General features: G+C 73.3%; 17 protein-coding genes and 1 riboswitch. Of the genes, 11 read left to right on the top strand and 6 right to left on the bottom strand.

Features of this window, described 5'->3' with window-relative positions; genetic code table 11:
• Window positions 1-191 precede the first annotated feature (191 nt).
• Window positions 192-1466, top strand: a complete 1275-nt coding sequence (locus G011_RS0124155) for an MFS transporter (protein WP_019610719.1) — start codon at window positions 192-194, stop codon at window positions 1464-1466.
• A gap of 46 nt (window positions 1467-1512) precedes the next feature.
• Here the strand turns inward: G011_RS0124155 and G011_RS0124150 are convergent, their stop codons facing one another.
• The 3 genes from G011_RS0124150 to G011_RS0124140 are packed head-to-tail and all read right to left on the bottom strand — an operon-like array spanning window position 1513 to window position 4717.
• Window positions 1513-2574, bottom strand: coding sequence for an iron chelate uptake ABC transporter family permease subunit (locus G011_RS0124150; RefSeq protein ID WP_019610718.1), 1062 nt, complete (start codon window positions 2572-2574; stop codon window positions 1513-1515).
• Window positions 2571-3662: an iron ABC transporter permease gene (locus G011_RS0124145; RefSeq protein ID WP_026338611.1), complete on the bottom strand. Its 1092-nt coding sequence runs from the start codon at window positions 3660-3662 to the stop codon at window positions 2571-2573. The genes G011_RS0124150 and G011_RS0124145 overlap by 4 nt, the downstream gene beginning before the upstream one ends.
• An 8-nt stretch (window positions 3663-3670) precedes the next feature.
• Window positions 3671-4717 (bottom strand): ABC transporter substrate-binding protein, encoded by a 1047-nt coding sequence (locus G011_RS0124140; protein WP_019610716.1) that lies wholly within the window; start codon window positions 4715-4717, stop codon window positions 3671-3673.
• A gap of 24 nt (window positions 4718-4741) precedes the next feature.
• Window positions 4742-4922, bottom strand: a riboswitch (cobalamin riboswitch).
• Between the two features lie 210 nt (window positions 4923-5132).
• Here G011_RS0124140 and G011_RS0124135 point away from each other — a divergent pair.
• Window positions 5133-6092 (top strand): threonine/serine dehydratase, encoded by a 960-nt coding sequence (locus G011_RS0124135; RefSeq protein WP_019610715.1) that lies wholly within the window; start codon window positions 5133-5135, stop codon window positions 6090-6092.
• A 75-nt stretch (window positions 6093-6167) separates the two neighbouring features.
• Here the strand turns inward: G011_RS0124135 and G011_RS0124130 are convergent, their stop codons facing one another.
• Window positions 6168-6392 (bottom strand): hypothetical protein, encoded by a 225-nt coding sequence (locus G011_RS0124130; RefSeq protein WP_019610714.1) that lies wholly within the window; start codon window positions 6390-6392, stop codon window positions 6168-6170.
• Window positions 6393-6585: 193 nt separating this feature from the next.
• Window positions 6586-8016, bottom strand: coding sequence for an adenylosuccinate lyase (gene purB, locus G011_RS0124125; RefSeq protein ID WP_019610713.1), 1431 nt, complete (start codon window positions 8014-8016; stop codon window positions 6586-6588).
• A 195-nt stretch (window positions 8017-8211) separates the two neighbouring features.
• Between purB and G011_RS0124120 the strand changes: the two genes are divergently transcribed.
• Both G011_RS0124120 and G011_RS0124115 read left to right on the top strand, forming a co-directional pair.
• Window positions 8212-9597, top strand: a complete 1386-nt coding sequence (locus G011_RS0124120; protein ID WP_019610712.1) for a sensor histidine kinase — start codon at window positions 8212-8214, stop codon at window positions 9595-9597.
• On the top strand, window positions 9564-10265 hold the full coding sequence (locus G011_RS0124115) for a response regulator transcription factor (RefSeq protein WP_019610711.1): 702 nt from the start codon (window positions 9564-9566) through the stop codon (window positions 10263-10265). The genes G011_RS0124120 and G011_RS0124115 overlap by 34 nt, the downstream gene beginning before the upstream one ends.
• 85 nt (window positions 10266-10350) lie before the next feature.
• Here G011_RS0124115 and G011_RS0124110 read toward each other — a convergent pair whose 3' ends face one another.
• A complete protein-coding gene (locus G011_RS0124110; protein WP_019610710.1) occupies window positions 10351-11070 on the bottom strand; it encodes a nuclear transport factor 2 family protein in 720 nt (239 codons plus the stop codon).
• Window positions 11071-11278: 208 nt separating this feature from the next.
• Here G011_RS0124110 and G011_RS0124105 point away from each other — a divergent pair, with 208 nt between their 5' ends.
• The 7 genes from G011_RS0124105 (at window position 11279) to G011_RS33045 (ending at window position 19312) form a co-directional block, all read left to right on the top strand.
• Window positions 11279-12235, top strand: a complete 957-nt coding sequence (locus tag G011_RS0124105) for an oxygenase MpaB family protein (RefSeq protein ID WP_019610709.1) — start codon at window positions 11279-11281, stop codon at window positions 12233-12235.
• A 140-nt stretch (window positions 12236-12375) separates the two neighbouring features.
• Window positions 12376-12594, top strand: a complete 219-nt coding sequence (locus G011_RS0124100; protein WP_019610708.1) for a DUF3099 domain-containing protein — start codon at window positions 12376-12378, stop codon at window positions 12592-12594.
• 134 nt (window positions 12595-12728) lie between these two features.
• Complete coding sequence (locus tag G011_RS0124095; protein ID WP_019610707.1) at window positions 12729-13265, top strand: GNAT family N-acetyltransferase; 537 nt, start codon at window positions 12729-12731, stop codon at window positions 13263-13265.
• Between the two features lie 214 nt (window positions 13266-13479).
• On the top strand, window positions 13480-14970 hold the full coding sequence (locus G011_RS0124090; protein ID WP_019610706.1) for an aminopeptidase P family protein: 1491 nt from the start codon (window positions 13480-13482) through the stop codon (window positions 14968-14970).
• Window positions 14971-15192: 222 nt separating this feature from the next.
• The gene (locus tag G011_RS0124085; protein WP_019610705.1) at window positions 15193-16350 is read left to right on the top strand and encodes a glycerol dehydrogenase; all 1158 of its coding nucleotides are present in this window, start codon (window positions 15193-15195) and stop codon (window positions 16348-16350) included.
• A gap of 1160 nt (window positions 16351-17510) precedes the next feature.
• Window positions 17511-18131 carry a DUF2637 domain-containing protein gene (locus tag G011_RS0124080; RefSeq protein ID WP_231391575.1) on the top strand — a complete coding sequence of 207 codons (621 nt, stop codon included), beginning with the start codon at window positions 17511-17513 and terminating at the stop codon, window positions 18129-18131.
• Between the two features lie 803 nt (window positions 18132-18934).
• Window positions 18935-19312, top strand: coding sequence for a hypothetical protein (locus tag G011_RS33045; RefSeq protein WP_155979830.1), 378 nt, complete (start codon window positions 18935-18937; stop codon window positions 19310-19312).
• Window positions 19313-19596 lie beyond the last annotated feature (284 nt).

The raw sequence follows: 19596 nt of genomic DNA, 5'->3' as shown, positions 1-19596 counted from the left end.
CTGAGTACCGGAGTCCGCGCGCTATTGTAGATAAAACGATAACCATTGTCATTAGTGGGGTCGGAGTTCGCGTTCCCGGGGGTGTGTTCCATGGACCCGGGCGCCGCGCGGCGGACGGCCCGCGACGGACGCGCCCGGGCGGCGCCAGCGCGCCCCGCCGGTGACCATCCGCGGAGAGGACGTGGAAAGACGTGGCCCACCCCCAGCAGACCGGCACTGTGCCCACGGCCCCACCGCGCGCGCACGTGTTCTCGGACCCCGCCTTCCTCCGCCTGTGGTCGGGGAGCACCGCCTCGGGACTGGCCACGTGGGCCATGCCGTTCATCCTCGGCCTGGCCGTGCTGGACGGATCGCTCACCGCCATGGGGCTCGGCCTGCTCCTGGCCACCCGTACCGGCGGGTTCCTCCTCGCCCTGCCGCTCGGCGGCCTGCTGGCCGACCGGCTCTCCCGCCGCGCGGTGGTGCTGTGGGCCGGGGTCCTCGCGGCGGCGGCCACTCCGCTGGTCGCCGCTGGCGTGGCGACCGGCGCCCTGGCGCTCGCGGCCGTGTCCGCGGCGGCCGTGGGCGCGGGCCAGGGAGCCTGTAGACCCGCCTTCCAGGCGCTGACCGCCGAGGTCGTGGACGAGCCGCGGCGCCAGCGCGCCAACGCGGCGCTCACCATCTCCGTGCGGGTCACCACCCTGGTCGCCCCGGGGGCGACGGCGCTGCTCTCCACGGCCCTGGGCGTGCACGCCCTCCTCCTGGTCACCGCCGCGCTCTGGGCGGTCGCCGCCCTGGCCCCGCCCCGGGGCCGGAGCGCGCCCGCCCCGGGAGCGGTGCCCGCGCGCGGCTTCTCCCTGGTCGCCGACTTCCGCGACGGGCTGCGCGAGGCCCGGCGCCACACGTGGTTCCTCGCGGGGCTGGGCGCCCTGACGGCGGTGATCGCCACCGGGTACTCCGCCACGGGCGTGCTGCTCCCCGTGGTCAGCCGCGACACCTACGGCACCGAGGCGGTGCTGGCGGGCGCGCTGACCGCCTACACCGGCGGCGCACTGGCCGGGGCGCTGCTGATCGGGCGCTGGCGCCCCTCCTCCCAGGGGTGGGTGGCGCTGGCGGGCCTGGCCCTGTACGGGCTCGCGCCGCTGAGCCTGCTCCTCCCCGTGGGCCCGTGGACGGTGTTCGCCGCCTACGCCCTGGCGGGGGTCGGGATCGAACTGTTCAACGTCCCGTGGTTCACCGCCGCCCAGCGCGAGGTCGCGCCCGACAAGCTCGCCCGCGTCTCCTCCCTGGACTTCCTGTTCTCCTACGGCCTGGCTCCGGTCGGGCTCGCGCTGATCGCCCCGGCCACCCAGGCCTTCGGCACGGAGGCGGTCCTGGTCGTGTGCGCCGCCCTGTGCTTCCTGGCCCCGGGGGCCGCGGCGCTCGCCCCCGGTTCGCGCCACTTCGCCATGGGGGGCCGCGGGGCCCCGGCCCCGCGAGCCGCCTGACCGGGAAGGCGCCCCCGGCGGCCTGCCGGGGCGGCGCCCCGGGCGTTCACCGGTCCCGTCCCGCCCTGTCGCCGCGCGCCAGCAGGTACAGCAGGAAGGGGGCGCCCAGCACTCCGGTGACCACCCCGACCGGCAGTTCGCTCCCCCCGAAGGCGGTGCGCGCGACCAGGTCCGCACCGGCCGTCAGGAGCGCTCCGCAGGCGGCGCAGGGCAGCAGCCCGAGGGCGCGTCCGCCCAGCAGCCGCCGCACGGTCTGCGGGGCCACCAGGGCGACGAACGCGACGGGACCGGCGACGGCGGTGGCCGTGGCCGCGAGCGCGGCGGAGGTGAACAGCAGGGCGCCCCGGGCGAGCCGCACCCGGCCGCCCAGGGCGGTCGCCGCGTCCTCCCCGAGCTGGAGCAGGGACAGCGGCCGGGCCAGCAGGAACGTGGTCGGCGCCAGGACGGCCAACGCCAACGCCACCGTCACCACGTGAGACCAGTCCCGGTTGGCCAGGCTGCCGGTGAGCCAGAGCATGGCGCGCTGCGCCGTGGTGAGCTCCGTGCGGGTGAGCAGGTACGACGTCACCGCGCCCAGCATCGCGGTGACCGCGATCCCCACCAGGACCAGCCGCTGCCCGCTGACACCCCGCCGGTAGGCGAGCAGGTACAGCAGGAACGCGGTGGCCACGGCCCCCGCCAGCGCGCTGGCCGCGATCGCCGTCGCCGTGCCGCCGAAGACGACGATGGCGAGCACCGCCGCGGTCGTCGCGCCCGCGCTGACCCCGATGACGTCCGGGCTGACCAGCGGGTTGCGCGCCAGCCGTTGCAGCAGCGCCCCGGAGAGCGCCAGTGCGGCGCCCACACCCAGCGCGGTGAGCACACGCGGCAGCCGCATCTCCACCACCACGTGCGTCACCATCACCCCGGCACGGCCGGTGAGCGCGTCCACCACCTCGCCCACGCCCAGCTCGAAGTCCCCCAGGGTCAGCGAGACCAGGGCCGCCGCCGCGGCCAGGGCGGTGAGCAGGCCGCCGAGCAGTACCGCGGGCCAGTACACCCGCACCGACAGTCCGCCCAGGCGGGCCACCCCCGTCCGGGGACCCAGGACCCCGGAGCGCGCCGTCACGGTCCCGCCACCCTTCGCCCGCGCACCACGAGGACGAAGAACGGCGCACCGATGAGAGCGGTGAGGATGCCGACCTGCAACTCCTCGGGACGCGCCACCACCCGGCCCGCGACGTCGGCCGCCAACAACAGGACGGGCGCCAGCACCGCCGACCAGGGCAGCACCCATCGGTGGTCGGGGCCGACCAGGACCCGCGCCACGTGCGGCACGGCGACCCCGACGAAGCCGATCGGGCCCGCCACGGCCGTCGCCGTCCCCGCCAGGAGCACCACCGCCAGGGCGCTCGTCCCGCGCACCAGCCACAGCCGTGTCCCCAGGGAGCGGGCCAGCTCGTCGCCGAGCGCCACCGCGTTCAGGGAGCGGGCCACCGCCACCGCCGTCACCAGCCCGGCGGCCAGGAACGGCAGCGCCTGGAGCAGCGCCGCGCCGTCGGCACCCGCCAGCGAGCCCACCACCCAGAACCGGTACTCGTCCAGGCTCGCGCGGTCGCGCAGGACGATCGCCGAGGTCAGCGAACCCAGCAGGGCCGAGACCGCGGCTCCGGCGAGCGTGAGCTTGACCGGGCTGGCCCCCTCCGGACCCAGCGACCCCACGGCGTGGACCACGCAGGCGGCGACCGCCGCGCCCGCGAAGGCGAAGCCGACGTAGCCCAGGAGCGCGGACACCCCGAACACGCTGATAGCGAGGACCGCCGCCAGGGAGGCGCCCGCGTTGACGCCGAGGACGCCGGGGTCACCGAGGGGGTTGCGGGTCACCCCCTGCGCCAGGACCCCGGACACGCCCAGGGCCGCGCCGACCGCCAGCCCGGCCAGGGTACGCGGCACACGCAGGTGCCGCACGACCAGGTCGGTGTCCGAACCGGTGAAACCGGCGTAGGCGAGGTACACGTCGGCCACGGACAGCCGTTCGTAACCGACCAGGACCGACGCCAGCAGGGTCGCGGCCAGGACCAGCAGCGCCACCGCCAACCCGGTGACGCGGGCGCGGGCACTGATGAGAACCCCGGAACCGTCGGCCGCGGCCCGCAGCCGGCGCCGGACTCCCGAGGGAACGGTCGTCACGGGCCTCTCGGCCACATGGGGGGCCATCGGACCGCCTACCCGAACAGGTCGGGGTGCAGGATCCGGGCGACCGTCTCCACCGCGGCCGCGCTGCGCACACCCGCGGAACGGTCGGCGAAGGTGAACTCCTCGACCTGCCCCTCGGTGACCGCGGTCAGGTTGGCCAGCACGGGATCGGCCGTGATCCGCTCCACGTCCGGGGCGGCGTCGGCGGCGGTCATCTCCGCGTCGCAGCACACGTCGACCAGGATGAAGTCGGGGTCGCGCGCGATCACGTCCTCGACGGCCACGTCGTGGTTGCGCCCGCCGTCCAGGTCGGCGAAGGCGTTGACGCCTCCGGCCAGCCGGATGATCTCGGTGGAGAAGTCCTGCCCGCCGGCCACCCGGAACCCCTGGTCGCTGGGGCGGCCGACCATCACCGAGGGCCGGTCCTCCTCAGGCACGCCGCCCTCCAGGGCCTCGGTGACCCCGCCTATCGCGCCCTCCATGTCCGCGATGACCTCTTCGGCGCGCTCGCGGGCGTCGAACAGGGCGCCCAGATCCCGCAGGTCGGCGTAGACGTTGTCCATCGTCACCGAGGCCGGGTCGATGGTCGCGTCGGTGCGGCCGTCCCCGCTAGGGCACAGCGGAGCCGGGATCCAGCTGCCGATGCCCAGCTCGCGCAGGGAGGCCCGCGTACCGAGGTTCTCGTCGGTGAACACGTCGTTGAACCCGGCGAGCACGAAGTCGGGCCCGTGGCTGAGCAGTTCCTCCCGGCTGGGCAGGTTGGGGTAGTACTCCTGTCCGGCCTGGGCGTCGGCGTACTCCTCCAGGACGGCGGCGTCCAGGAACGCCGTCCCCACCAGACGGTCGCTGAGGCCCAGCGCGTGGGCGGTCTCGATGGCGGGCTGGTAGGCGGCGAACACCCGTTCCGGCGGGCTGTCCGCGGACACGTCGACGCCGCAGTTGCGGATCGTCTCCCCGGCGGCCTCGGGGGAGGGGGCGGCGGAGCCCCCGCCGCAGGCGGTCGTGGCCAGGAGCAGGGCGAGGGCGGCGCAGGCGGGCAGGCGGTACCGGACCGCGCGTGCCCCGGTGGGCTTCATCGAACAAACCATCCTTCGTGGTCTGATGACGCGGACGGTCGCAGCCGGTCTCCTGGCTCCCGGAGTCGGGCTCTGGCCCCGCGCCCCCACCCTTCCCGAGCCGTGTCCGGCCCAGTGGCGTGCGGGAGGCGCCCTCCGGTCACAGTGGCGAGGACCGCGCCGGACTTCCACCGGCTTCCCGTGCACTGCGACGTCGACGATATGGACTTGTGCTGACAGTCAACCGGCCACGGTAGTGCACGCGGGTCCCTTCCGCGAGACCCGCTCCCCTCCCGGCCGACGGCCGGACCTCCGCGAGCCGCCTGACCGGGAAGGCGTCCCCGGCGGCGCGGGAGCCCCGCACGGCCGCCGCACCCGGGTTGGGCGGGGCACCGTCCGGATGCGTGGCCGGACCGGGACCGGGCATAGAGGGCGCATGGAACTGATCACGGTGGAGGACGTCCGCGCCGCCCGGGAACGCCTGCGCGGGGAGGCGGTGCGCACCCCGCTGACGGCGGGCCCCGCCGGAGGGCCGCCGTTCCTGCTCAAACCCGAGAGCCTCCAGCCCACCGGGGCCTTCAAGCTGCGCGGCGCCACCAACGCCGTCGCCCTGCTCGACCCCGACCAGCGCCGAAGCGGTGTGGTGACCCACTCCTCGGGCAACCACGGCCAGGCGCTCGCCCACGCCGCCGCCCGGCACGGGGTGCCCTGCACCGTCGTCGTCCCCGAGGGCGCGCCCGGGGTGAAGGTCGACCGCATGCGCGCCCTGGGAGCCCGCATCGTCATGGTCGCCCCCCGGGAGCGGGAGGCTACCGCCCGGAGGCTCCGGGACGAGGAGGGGCTCGCCCTCGTCCCGCCCTTCGACGACCCGCGCGTCATCGCGGGCCAGGGCACGGTCGGCCTGGAGATCCTGGAGCAGTCGCCCGAGGTCGCGACCGTCGTCGTGCCCGTGGGCGGAGGCGGACTCGCCTCGGGGGTGGCCACCGCCGCGCTGGCCGCCGCGGGCCCGCGCCGGGTCCGCGTAGTGGGGGTGGAGCCCGAACTGGCCGCCGACGCCGCCGAGAGCCTGCGCACCGGAAGCCTGGTCACCTGGCCGCCCGAGCGCACCCACCGCACCATGGCCGACGGGGTGCGCGTGTGCCTGTCCGAGCTGACCTTCGCCCACCTGCGCGCCCGCCTGGACGAGGTCGTCACCGTGACCGAGGAGGAGATCGCCCGCGCCGTCGCCGCCCTCGCCCACGGGGCGCGCCTGGTCGCCGAGCCCAGCGGGGCCCTGGCCGCCGCCGCGGTCCTGGCGGGCCGGGTGCCCACCGCGCCCGGCCGCCCCCAGGAGACGGTCGCGGTCGTCTCGGGGGGCAACGCCGACCCGGAGCTGTTCGCCCGCCTGGTGGCGTGAGCCGCGCGGACGGCCGGGCGCAGGCCCTCCGCCGCAGGTCGGGGGGCGCCGTCCCGCGCGGGCGGCGCCGCGGTCTCAGGCCCGGGAGCCCCCGCCGCCGGCGGGCCCGCTCCCGTTCACGCGCTGCCGCTCGCCCGCACGCGCCGCCACGGGGTTGTCGCGTCCGGTGGCGCGCGCGGCACGGTCCTCGCGGCGGCGCATGGCCATGTCCGACAGCGCGGCCAGCCCGAAGGCGATGACGACCGCGGCGACGATCAGCACGGTCCACAGCGCGGTACCGAAGGAATCGGGGTCGATCATGGGTGCTCCGAGGGGATCGGGGGTTGGACGTGCCGACAGCCCAACCGTAATAGGTGTTAACTTTCGGGCCGAGTGCCAGCGGCGGTGAACTGGGTCATACGCACGCCACCGCCCGCCCGCCGCGCACACGGCGAGGGGCCCGGGACGGCGCCGCGACGCCGTCCCGGGCCCCGCCAGGCGAACCCGGATTCCCCTACAGGATCGAACCGGGGGAGTAGGCGGCCGCCTCCGGGTGCGCGGCCACGATCGCGTCGATCTGTCCCACCACGGCGGCCACCTGGTCGGCGGCGGCGCCGGTGAAGGTGATCCGGTCGGCCAGCAGCGCGTCCAGCTCCTCCCTGCCGAGGGGGAAGCGCCCGTCCTCGGCCAGACGGTCCAGCAGCCGGTTGCCCGCACCCTCCTGGCGCATGGCCAGGGCCGAGCCCACCGCGTGCTCCTTGATCAGCTCGTGGGCGGTCTCGCGGCCCACCCCGGCGCGCACCGCGGCCATGAGCATCTTGGTCGTGGCCAGGAACGGCAGGTAGCGGTCGAGCTCGGCGGAGACCACCGCGGGGAAGGCCCCGAACTCGTCCAGCACCGTCAGCATCGTCTCCACCAGCCCGTCGAAGGCGAAGAACGCGTCCGGCAGGGCCACCCGGCGCACCACCGAGCAGGACACGTCGCCCTCGTTCCACTGGTCCCCGGCCAGTTCACCGGCCATGGACGCGTACCCGCGCAGGATCACGGTCAGCCCGTTGACCCGCTCGCACGAGCGCGTGTTCATCTTGTGCGGCATGGCCGAGGAGCCCACCTGGCCCTCGGCGAACCCCTCGGTGACCAGCTCGTGCCCGGCCATCAGGCGGATCGTCTTGGCCAGCGACGAGGGACCGGCGGCCAGCTGTACCAGCGCGGTCAGCACCTCGAAGTCCAGCGAGCGCGGGTAGACCTGGCCCACGCTGGTGAAGCGCCGCTCGAACCCGAGGTGGGAGGCCACCTCGTCCTCCAGCGCGCTGAGCGCGGCGCGGTCCCCGCCCAGCAGGTCGAGCATGTCCTGCGCGGTGCCCACCGGGCCCTTGATCCCGCGCAGCGGGTAGCGGGAGATCAGCTCCTCCAGCCGCCCGTGGGCGACCAGCACCTCGTCGGCGATCGACGCGAACCGCTTGCCGAGCGTCGTGGCCTGCGCCGCCACGTTGTGGGAGCGGCCCGCCATCACCGTCTCGCCGTACTCGGCCGACAGCCTCCCCAGCCGCGCCAGCAGCGCCACCACCCGGTCGCGGGCCAGCAGCAGGCTGTCGCGCACCTGGAGCTGCTCGACGTTCTCGGTCAGGTCGCGCGAGGTCATGCCCTTGTGCACGTGCTCGTGCCCGGCGAGGGCGTTGAACTCCTCGATGCGGGCCTTGACGTCGTGGCGGGTGACCCGCTCGCGTTCGGCGATGGAGGCCAGGTCCACCTGCTCCAGGACCTTCTCGTAGTCCTCGACCACACCGACCGGGACGTCCACGCCCAGACGCGCCTGGGCGCGCAGCACGGCCAGCCACAGCCGCCGCTCGGCGACCACCTTGTACTCGGGGGACCACAGCCGGGTCAGCTCCGCGGACGCGTAGCGGGCAGCCAGGACATCAGGGATCAGCGGTTTCGCACTCACGTCGTCCGACCCTATCGTCCTGAGCTGCGGCGCACGCGCGGCCACTCCCCCCGAAGGCACCCGGCCCGCAACGGCGGCGACGGAGGTCGGCCGGCGAACGCCCGGATCCGGGGCCCGGAGGGTAGGGCCAGCCCCACCCCCGACCCGGTGGCTCAGCCGATTCCGGCCCGCGCCGGACCTGCCTAACGTTGGCCCATGACCACTCCCGCGGAGTCCCCGAACCCGCCGCGCGCCCTGTTCCAGGCGCTCACGACGAGGCGTTTCCTGCTCACCTCCTGGCCCTGGCGCGGTCTCGCCTACAGCGGCGGCACCGTCCTGGTGGCCTCCGTCCTGTTCTTCGTCGCCTCGCCCGTCCTGGCCCCCTGGGCGGCGCTGTTCATGGCCTGGACCGGAGGGATCGAGGCCTTCGACTACGGCGGCATCGTGCTGGTGCTGGCCCTGTGCCTGGCGTTCACGTTCCTGTTCGGCCCGCTGGTCGCCATCCCCCTGGGCGCGCTGGAGCGCTGGCGCCTGGGCCTGGTCGGGGGCGGTCCCCGCGAGAGCGGGCACCGCGAACCGGTCCCCGGGCTGTGGGGGTGGGTGCGCACCCGCTACACCGAGGCCGCCACGTGGCGGGAGGTGGCCTACGCGGGGCTGATGCTCCCCCTGGCGGGGGTCAACGCCATGCTCACCGGCTTCCTGCTGCTGCTCGTGATCGTCCTGGCCTCCGGTCCGCTCCTGCTGGACGACAGCCCCGGCTCCGTCGTCAACCTCGGCCTCGTGACGCTCACCTCCAGCGCCGAGGCGGTGCCCTACACCCTCCTGGCCCCGCCGCTGCTGGTCGTCCTGCTCTACACGTCGGCGGCCATGGCGTGCCTGCACTCCCTGCTGGCCCGCACCCTGCTGGTCGGCCCGCCCAAGGGGGTCCTGCACGCCGAACTCAACCAGGTCACCGAGTCGCGGGCCCGCCTGGTCAACGCCTTCGAGTACGAGCGCAGGCGCATCGAACGCGACCTGCACGACGGCGCCCAGCAGCGCCTGGTCGCCCTGTCCATGGACCTGGGCGTGGCCCGCCTGGACCTGGAGGAGGGCAGCGAGGCCGACCAGCGCGTGGTCGCCGCCCAGGCCAAGGCCGACGAGCTCATCACCGAGCTGCGCGAACTGGTGCGCGGCATCCACCCCCGGGTCCTCACCGACCGGGGCCTGTCCGCCGCCCTGGAGGAGCTGGCCGACCGCTGCCCCGTGCCCGTGACGGTGCACGCGCGGATCGGCGGGCGCCTGCCCGCGCACGTGGAGGGCACGGCCTACTTCGTGGTCGCCGAGGCCCTGACCAACGTCTGCAAGCACGCCGGGGCCGACGCCGCCACCGTGCACGCCAGCACGGCCCCCGGCGCGCCGGGCCGCCCCGACACCCTGCTGGTGGAGGTCACCGACCACGGCGCGGGCGGCGCCGACCCCGCACGCGGGTCCGGGATCACCGGGCTCAGGGACCGCGTCGCGGTCATGGGCGGCACAATGGAGCTGTCCAGCCCCGAGGGCGGACCTACCCGAATCCGAGTGGAGCTTCCGTGCGGACCCGTTCCCCCGACACCGCTGGCGTGACCCCCGACGCGCCCCCGGTGCCCACCGTCCTGGCCGAGGACGGCGTGCTGCTCAGAGAGGGGCTGTCCGGAATCCTGGAACGCTTCGGCTTCCCCGTCGTGGCCTCGGTCGGCGACGCCGAGGCGCTGGTGTCGGCCGTCGCCGAGCACGGACCCGGCCTCGTGGTCACCGACATCCGCATGCCGCCCGGCTTCACCGACGAGGGGCTGCGGGCCGCCGTCCGGCTGCGCCGTGAGCGCCCGGGCCTGGCGGTGGTCGCGCTGAGCCAGTACGTGGAGCTGAGCTACGCCACCGACCTGCTCGACTCCGGCAGCGGTCAGGGCGTGGGCTACCTGCTCAAGCAGAGGGTGGGCGACGTCCGCGAGTTCGCCTCCGTGCTGCGCCGGGTGGTGGACGGCGAGACCTTCGTCGACCCCGAGGTGGTCCGCCAGCTGCTGCGCCGCCGCGCCGACCCGCTGGAGCGCCTGACCCCGCGTGAGCGCGAGGTCCTCGCCCTGATGGCCGAGGGCCGCTCCAACGGGGCGATCGCCCGCCACCTGGTGGTCAGCGACGCCGCCGTCGGCAAGCACGTGGGCAACATCCTGGCCAAGCTCGACCTGCCCCCGGACGACGGGGTGCACCGCCGCGTCCAGGCGGTCCTGGCCTACCTGCGCGGCCGCCCCGCCTGAGCCGGGGCCGTCCCCCGCACGGCGGGGGAAGGCGCCCTCGGTGACCGCGCCGGCCGGCACGGTCACCGACGGTGCCGGGCGTTCGTCAGGACTCGGCCGCGCACCAGTCGACCATGACGGCGGTCTCCCCGCCCACGACCCAGCCGTCGTGCCCGGGCGGGATGAAGACGACGTCGCCCCGCCCGAACTCGCGCTCGGTTCCGTCGTCCATGCGGCAGGCCAGGGCGCCCGAGACCATGTAGCCGCAGTGGGTCCTCATGCAGCTGTCCGTGCCCTGGAGGGGCCGCAGGTGCTCGGACCAGCGCCAGCCGGGCATCAGCGTCAGACGCGTGACCGCCCGTCCGCCGACGCGGACGACCTCCATACGCCCCCGCTCGAACTCCTGGGTCTGCTCGGCCCCGTCGAACCGGGCCCCCTGGGGGGTGTCCACGGACCCCTCGTCCCAGGCCTGGACCACGGACTCGTGCACGATGCGCCCGTCCCGCAGGTCCAGCATGGCCATGCTCATGACCTTGCCGCCGTCGGGGTAGGTGCACCGCTCGGTGATGGCGACGTGCTCGCCGTCGGACACGCACTGGAGCACCTCATGGGTCATCTCGCGCGAACAGACGTCCCGCAGGGCCTGCCCGATCTCCTCCCTGCCGCGCAGGACCGTCGGGGCGCTGGGAGGGGTCCGCCGGTCGATCATCTCCATTCGGGCGTCGTCGCTGTACTGGGCCGCCATCGCCTCGGCGTCGGCCGACTCCACGGCACGGACGTACCGGTCGGTGTCGAAGGACGGGTGGGCCTGGGGTGGGGCGGACATGGCTCGCCTCCTCGGCTCCCGGTGACCGCCCGCGGACCGGGCGGTCCCACTACCCAGACTGCCCCCGGGCCACCTCCCGGTTCGCCCAAGGCCCGGTCACGAGTCGGCCGCGTCGTGGACCCGCCGGGAGCCGGGGGAGCACCGGACCTATCGTGGAGGTGCAGAGCCGTCACGGTGCGAACTCCCCCCTCAGCCCGTAGGAGACCGGATGCAGCCGACCGTCGCCGCCCCCGAGAGCGTCACCTGGAAGATCCACCTGGACCGGTCGATGTGGGTGGCGGGCGTGCGCGCCCTCATGCTCCAGGCCCTGCACCCCGTGGCCATGCAGGGGGTGTGGCAGCGCTCGGACTTTCGCTCCGACCCCACCGGCCGCCTGATGCGCACCGCCCACTTCGTGGCCGTCACCACCTATGGCAGCCCCGCCGAGGCGGACGCGCTCGGCGAGCGCGTCCGCCGGGTGCACCGCGCGCTGTCCTTCACCGACCCGGCCACCGGCCGCACGCACCGGGTGGACCAGCACGACCTGCTGGTGTGGGTGCACTGCGCCGAGGTCTCCTCCTACCTGGAGAACGCCGTGCGCGCGGGCGTCGCGCTGACCGCCCGCGACGCGGACCGCTACCTCGACGAGCAGTCGCACACGGCCGCCTACGTGGGCCTGTCGCGCGAGGACGTGCCGCGTTCGGTCACCGACCTGCGCCGCTACCTGGCCTCGGTCCGGCCCGTTCTGCGCGCCACCCCCGAGGCCCGGCAGGCGGTGCGCTTCCTGCTGTGGCCCAAGGTGCCCGAGCGCCTGTCCTGGCTGGCCCCGCTCAAGCCCCTGTGGGCCCCGGTCGGCGCCCTGTCCTACGCCACCCTGCCCGCGTGGGCGCGCCGCGCCTACGGGATCCTGCCCGAGACCCCCGGCGGGGACGCGGCGGCCACCGCGTCGCTGCGAGCTCTGAGGGCGCTGCTCAACCGGGTGCCCGAGCGCTACTACAACCTCCTCTTCGACGAGGCCACCGTGCGCAGCGCCGAGGAGGCCAGGCAGCGGCTGCTGGAGGCCGGGTACGAGATCGAGAACGGGTTCCGGTCGATGCGCGCCCGCACCCTCTTCCGGGCACCGTCGGCGCCCGCGGGGGAGCCCTCCCCGCCGTCCGCGGACCACCGGGCCGCCGCGGGGGCCTGAAGGCGGGCTCGCGGTCCGTGCGCGCAGGGGGCCGCGCCCGGCCACGGCACGGACGGTCGCGCCTTCGCGGGGCCGGCGGCCCGGGCCGGGACAGCGCCCCGGGTAGCGTGGAGGGGTTCCCATGGACCAAGGGGGCCGCGATGAAGCGCCGTGTACGCCGGTACAGCCTCGTCATGGGAGCGTGCCTGGTCCTGTTCGCCGGTGCGCTGCCCGTCTACTACCTCTTCGGCGCGGGATGGGCGGTGGCCATGTGCGCGGTGGCGGCCGTCCTGCCTCCGGTGGCCGCGGCCCTGGGCAACACCGCCGACCCCGACGACCCGGAGGACCGCGACAACAGGTACGGGCCCAACGCCGACTGACCGCTCCGTCGACCCGGCGGGGCGCACGGCCCGCGTCGCAGGTCCGATGATCCGACGCGTAGTATTCCGGCGGAACCGGGCACCGCACGCCGACACGGCGGCGGGGAGGCCCCGCCGGCCACGGGGAGGAACGCGTGACAGACACCAGTGCCGAAGGCGTCGCGGCGGACCCGCGGACCAGCGCGGTCCGCATGCTACGCGTGCGCCACGACGACCCGCGCGTGCGGGGGCTGCTCGACGGTCTTCTGGAGGAGTACACCGAGCGCTACGGCGCCGAGGGCGCGGCCGACGAGCTCGCGCGCTACCCGGTGACCGAGTTCGCCGCTCCCCACGGCCGTCTCGTACTGGCCGAACTGGACGGGGAGATCGTCGCCGGAGGGGCCGTGCGCCCCTACAAGAAGGACCGGGCGGCCATGGCCGACACCGCCGAGTTCAAACGCGTCTGGACCTCGGGGCGCCACCGCCGCCTCGGACTGGCCAGCCGGGTGATGACCGCCCTGGAGGAGGCCGCCCGCGACCTCGGCTACACCCGGGTCCTGCTGTTCACCGGTCCCGCCCAGCCCGAGGCGGTCGCCTTCTACACGCGGATCGGCTACCGGCCGGTCGACCCGGCCGACATCGACGAGCTGCCCCACCGCACGGCCATCCCCTTCGCCCACGACCTCGTGTGAGGAGGCGGCCGTCCCGGGACCGGAGAGGCCTCCCCTGAGGCGGCGCCCGGGGTCGCGGCCGGTGCGGCCCGCCGCGCCGCCGCCGGAGGGGCCGGACGCGTTATGGCTTCCGGTATGTCCGCGCGACGGCCGCACCCCGGGGCCTCCCCGTACGATGGGTGGCCAGGGCCGCCACAAGCGGCCACGACGCCCGACCCGCGAGGAGACGCACGACGTGAGCGAGCAGCAGCGCCCCCAGGACGAGACGAACGCCCCCGTGTTCAGTCCCCGCAAGAACGGGCAGGCGCAGTCGGTCTCCGACGAGCTCGCCGCGTGGATGACCACCGGGTGGGCCGACACCGAGCGTCGCGACCTGGAGCCCGTCGAGCAGGCCGGGCACACCGCCCGCCGCCGCGCCGCGCTCAGCGCGGCCTTCCCCGGTGACCGCCTGGTCGTCCCGGCCGGGCAGCTGCTCACCCGCTCCAACGACACCGAGTACCCGTTCCGGGCGGCCACCGACTACGCCTACCTCACCGGCGACACCTCCGACGGCGGCTGCCTGGTGTTCACGCCCCGCGCCGAGGGCGGGCACGACGTGGTCCTCTACCTCAAGCCCCGCTCCAACCGCGACAACGGCGAGTTCTGGCTGGGCGGCTACGGCGAGCTGTGGACCGGCCGCCGCAACAGCCTCTCCGAGGCCGCCGACCTGCTGGGCGTGGCCACCGCCGACGTGACCACGCTGTCCGGCGTGCTGCGCGCGGGCGGCGCGACCACCCGCATCGTGCGCGGCCACGACGCCGAGCTCGACGCGATCGTCGACGGTCTGCGCTCCGACGCCGACGAGGAGGCCCGGGCCAAGTACGCCCAGCTCGACGAGGACCTCTCCGTCACGCTGGCCGACCACCGCCTGGTCAAGGACGAGTGGGAGATCGCCCAGCTCCAACTGGCCGTGGACGCCACCGTGCGCGGCTTCGGCGACGTCGTCGAGGCGCTGCCGCAGGCCAAGGACACCTCCGAGCGGTTCATCGAGGGCACGTTCTTCCTCCGCGCCCGGGTGGAGGGCAACGACGTCGGCTACGGAACCATCGCGGCCTCCGGCGCCAACGCCACCACCCTGCACTGGACCCGCAACGACGGCCCGGTGCGCGAGGGCGACCTGCTGCTGCTGGACGCGGGCGTGGAGACCACCACGCTGTACACCGCCGACGTCACCCGCACCATGCCGGTGTCGGGCACCTTCACCGACGTGCAGCGCCGCGTCTACGACCTGGTGTACGCCGCCCAGGAGGCCGGTATCGCCGCCGTCGCCCCGGGCAGGCCGTTCACGGCCTTCCACGAGGCCTCCCAGCGGGTGCTCGCCGAGGGCCTCGTCGAGTGGGGCCTGCTGGAGGGCCCGGTCGAGCGCGTCCTGGAGCTGGGCCTGCAGCGCCGGTACACCCTGCACGGCACCGGCCACATGCTGGGCATGGACGTGCACGACTGCGCGGTCTCGCGCCAGGAGGTCCACCTGTACGGGGACCTGAAGCCGGGCATGGTGCTCACCGTCGAGCCGGGCCTGTACTTCCAGCCCGACGACCTGACCGTCCCCGAGGAGCTGCGCGGCATCGGCGTGCGCATCGAGGACGACGTGCTGGTCACCGAGGAGGGCCGCACGGTCATGTCGGCCGGTCTGCCGCGCTCCTCCGCCGAGGTCGAGGCCTGGCTGGCCGAGCGCCTGCCGCGCTAGCCCTTCCCCGCACACGACGACGGGACCGCCTCCTCGGGGGCGGTCCCGTTTCCGTTGTCCCGGGGAGCGGGGGAACGGTGGCCGCGACACGGCCGTGGGGGCGCGACCCCGCCCTCCTCGCGCCCAAAAGTGGCCCATGCCTCGCCACAGCACGTTTGGGCAGGTGGGTGCGCGGCCAGCGGGGAGGGGGAGGGCAATCCACCGAGGAGGAGGTTCCACCCCATGGCAGAGCACACCCGAGGAACCCGGCCGCGCGTCTTCGCCTCGCCGGGGCGCTACGTCCAGGGGCGGGGCGCCCTGGCCCGGCTGGGTCCGCTCGTCTCCGACCACGGCTCCCGCCCGCTCGTCCTGGTCGACGACGTCGTCCGCGGACTGACCGAGGACGTCCTCACCGCCTCCTTCCGCGAGGCGGACCTGCCCCTGGTCTTCGAAGGCTTCGGCGGCGTTCCGACCAGGGCCGAGGCCGAACGCGTCTCCGGGACGATCCGGGACGGGGGCCACGACGTGGTCATCGGCCTGGGCGGCGGGGCCGCGATCGACACCGCCAAGGCCGCGGGGGACAACACGGGGATCCCGTGGGTCAGCGCGGCCACGGTGGCCTCGACCGACGCGCCCACGTCGGCGCTGTCGGTGGTCTACACCGAGTCCGGGGCGTTCGAGTCCTACCGCTTCTACGACCGCAACCCGGCGCTGGTGGTGGTCGACACGCAGTTCGTGGCCGAGGCGCCCACCCGGTTCCTGGCTGCCGGGGTCGGCGACGCCCTCGCCACCTGGATCGAGGCGCGCGCGGTGGAGCGGGCGCACAGCACGAACATGGTGGAGGGCCTGCCGACCCGGGCGGGCACGACCCTGGCGCGCCTGTCCTGGGACATCCTGTGGGAGTCGTCCCTGCCCGCGCTGGAGGCGGTGGACCGCGGCCTGGTGACCCCGGACGTGGAGGCCGTCGTGGAGGCGACCACGCTGCTGTCCGGCCTGGGCTTCGAGTCGGGCGGTCTGGCCGCCGCGCACGCGGTGCACGACGGGCTGACGGCGGTGGACGAGACGCACCACCTCGCCCACGGGGAGAAGGTCAACATCGGCTCGCTCACCCAGCTGCTGCTGGAGGGCGCCCCGGCCTCGGAGGTGGACGACTTCGCGCGGTTCACGGCCCGCGTGGGCCTGCCGACCACCCTGACCGAGGCGGGGCTGGGGGACGCGGACGACGAGGTGCTCGACCGGGTCGTGGCCGCGGCGACCGCGCCGGAGGAGACCATCCACAACCTGGCGTTCACGCCCTCGGCCCGGGACGTGCGCGACGCCCTGCGCGCGGTGGAGGCGGTGGGCCGCCGCGCCCGCCGCGAGGCCGGGCTCGGGGAACCGCAGGCTCCCGGGGCCCACTGACCGCTCGCGGGACCGGGCCTTCGGTCCGGGGCGGCGGCACCCGTCCGCCGGGCCGGGCGCCGCTTTCGCGCGTCGGGCCGGTCCGGTCGGCCGGGTTCAGTCCAGCGGCCCGGCCAGCCGGGCCAGGTCGGCCTCCAGGTGCCCGGCCAGGAACGCCCTGGTTCGGGCCGCCTCGTCCGGCGCGTGCCCGCGCGCAGTCCGTCCCGCCCCGGGCAGCCGAACCCGTCACCGGTGACGGTGTGCAGCGCAGCCACGACCCTTCCCAGTTCCCGGCGGACCTGGGCGGTCCGCTCCGGCCTCTCTCCCGGCTTCCGGGAACACGGCTGAGGGTAGTGTCAGACGCTCTTCAGCGCGGTTCCAGGACGGCGTGGGAGGTTCCCGTCTCCCAAAAATCTCCCACTCCTGGGTGGGAGACGGCAGTCTTCCAGTCAGCCTGATGAAGGGTCTTGCGCCTGGGCTCGAACCGTTCACTACCGGGACGAACAGACCTGAAAAAGACTCTCCTCCTTGGTTGCGCAGTGTGATAACAGAGGCCGCCCCGCTGCGCATGCACCACCACAGTGGCGTCCTGTTCGTGTGGGCTTGGGTCTGCGTTGTGCTGTGGCCGCTTTTGGCCTGGGCAGCTGTCTGGTTGCCGTAGTGCTGAGCAAGGCCGAGGTCGGGCCTTCTACTCGGCAGGGGAACCTACAGCGGTCTGTACACGCTCTGGGGGGAATCGTCGGCTTGCCTCGGTTAACCGAGGCAAGCCAGGGGCGTGCGATCCATGCGCTCTAGGGTGGAAAAGACCATGGGGTGGACGTAACCGCCCGGGAAGGTCTTCGCCGCACGCACCGGTGGTAGGCCCTGTCATTCTCGCCGAGGATGTTTGCCTGCTGGTGGGGGCTTGTAGACCACGGTGCTGCGCGGAAACGCAAAAGCTACAGGACCCTCTTACCCCTGCTGGGTCTTGGCGGACTCATTCCGTTTGAGGCCCGCCGTGACAGCAGCCTTGTGTGTGGCCCGCGGAACCCGTCTCGGCTGGTCGGGTCTGGACGTCGTGCAGAAGCCTGCGGGAACCTGTACGCGGTCACACCCTCGAGGTCTAACCATCCGCCGTTTTCACGGCTACTGCGCTGATTGTGTCCTCTGCTGTCACGACCGCCCCGCCCAGCTTCTTGCCCTTGACAGGGAAGAAGGCGAGGTGGCTCCTGAAAGCAGACGACAGCACAGAAGAGCACACTACCGATCGGTTCATCAGAGGGACGACCAAACTCGTTGTCTGTGGTGTGGCGGTCATCGCTGCGATCGTGTCCTACCGCCATGCCTATGCGGTGGTGACCGAATACGGGGAGAGTGGGATCACGGCGATGATGATTCCCTTGACCATCGACGGTCTGGTGTACGCCGCGTCCATGGTGATTCTGCACTCTGCCCGGGCTGGAACCAAAACTCCCTGGTTGGCTGGGCTCCTTTTGTGGGTGGGAATAACCGCCACTCTGGCGGCAAATGTCGCCCATGGATGGCGAAACGGCCTGGTGGGTTCCATCGTCGCGGCCTGGCCAGCCGTGGCTCTGGTCGGGTGCTACGAGATGTTGATGTGGCTGGTTCGCTCCGATAACCGACCGGCCCGTGAGGTTGCTAGCGAGGTAAGCGACATCGACCAACAGGCAGTGGAGGTCTATCACGAAAGCGTGCGTATCGGCAGTCCGCTTTCGGAGAGAAGGCTTGCCGAACGTTTCGGTAAGTCGCGTCGGTGGGCGCGCGCCATCATGGCAAGGTCAGCGAACGAGGGTAAGGAGTAAGAGATGATGAAGCACGAAAGGTCGCATTCGATGGGTTGACGGTGAGAGCGCTGACTGTGGCCCGGTGAGTGGTGCGGCCTTGGTACGAGGTGGACCGCGCACCGGGCTGCTGATCTCTGGATCGAGCCAGGCTCTGTGCGTTCCTGCACCGCGAGTTCATCCAGCACGTGCAGCTCGGACCGTTTTGGTCCGCCCGTGGTACAACCTGGCCCAGGCGCGCCCCCCTTGGTCGGCGACATTGGACGCCCCCACCCGGCGTGTACGTAGGTAACGAACCACCGACCATGAGGTGCCCGTCCAGTGCAGCAACAGCCGCAGGCGGGTCACAGATCCAGTTCGTCCCAGGACCACGGCTGTGCGGGGGAGCCGTCGAGCTTACGGCCGTAGGGCAGCAGGGACGAAGGCAACGTACGGAGTTGGCCAGCGTTCATGACCCTGTGCTCCCACATCGCCGCTGCTTGCTTCTGCCCCGCCCGGTGAAGCTCTTCCGAAAGTGGGCCAGCTCCCAGTGGGATGCTGGGGTCGGCTTGGGCAACAATGCCAGTTGCCAGAGCCCTTGCCGACAGCGCGCTTCCTGCTTGGGGCATCTCCTACAGCTGCCTCATCACAACGAGGGCATAGTCGGGGTCCGAGAGATCAACGTGGTTGGCGATGTGAGCCATGAGCTGTACCGCCGCTTTCTTCAACCCCGTTCTACGCAGCATCCTCAGTGAAAAGGCGATGCTTGCTGGGCTGGTGAAGTCGGTGCGGGTGGCGAGGACGCGTTTTAGGAGGGCGGCTACAGCTTGCTCTCGCCCCAACTCATGCAACAGCCCCAGGTGCGCATCGAGCGTCACCGCCGCAGGCACGGCACCGTCAAGGGCAGCCGCGAGGTGGTCTTCGCCGTCACCGACCTGGACGCCCACCAGGTCTCACCGGCGGAGCTGGCCGCTCATGCCCGCGGGCATTGGACGATGGAGAACCGAGTGCATTACGTGCGGGGCGTGACCTTCAAAGAGGACGCGCGCCGCACCCGTACCGGGGCGGCCCCGGTCGTGCTGGGGTGTGCGACCGACATCGTCCGCCAGGCGTTGGCCGTCGCGGGGTGGAAGAACCTCGCGTCCGGGCGCAGAGCCCACACCGATCCGGCAAAAGCTCTCGAACTCCACGGCATCAGCCGAGGTCGGCCTGTATGGATCTGAAACGCGAGAACCCCGGGGTCCTGGGTACCGAAACCAGGAAAAAACCCGACCAATTCCTTTGCCTTTTCTGCTAGTTTGTACCGAATTCTCTTCTTCGTTTTTCTTGTGCGTTCGCAAAGTTCCACCCAGTCCGGCCTCCAGTTTCAACAGGGAGGGTATCGTCGTCCACAGCATGTTGGACGTCTCGACTGTTCGATATGGGCTCCATTTCTTTTTCATGCGTGGTTGTGGCCGTTTTTTCCGAAGGTCCCGATGTGCTACGAAATTGCTGCCCAGGGTCTCTT

Origin of the sequence: Nocardiopsis sp. CNS-639 (assembly GCF_000381685.1) — a bacterium.
GTDB classification, from domain to species: domain Bacteria; phylum Actinomycetota; class Actinomycetes; order Streptosporangiales; family Streptosporangiaceae; genus Nocardiopsis; species Nocardiopsis dassonvillei.
The sequence above is the reverse complement of the archived record's forward strand: the minus strand, read 5'-3'. Positions and strand labels throughout refer to the sequence as shown.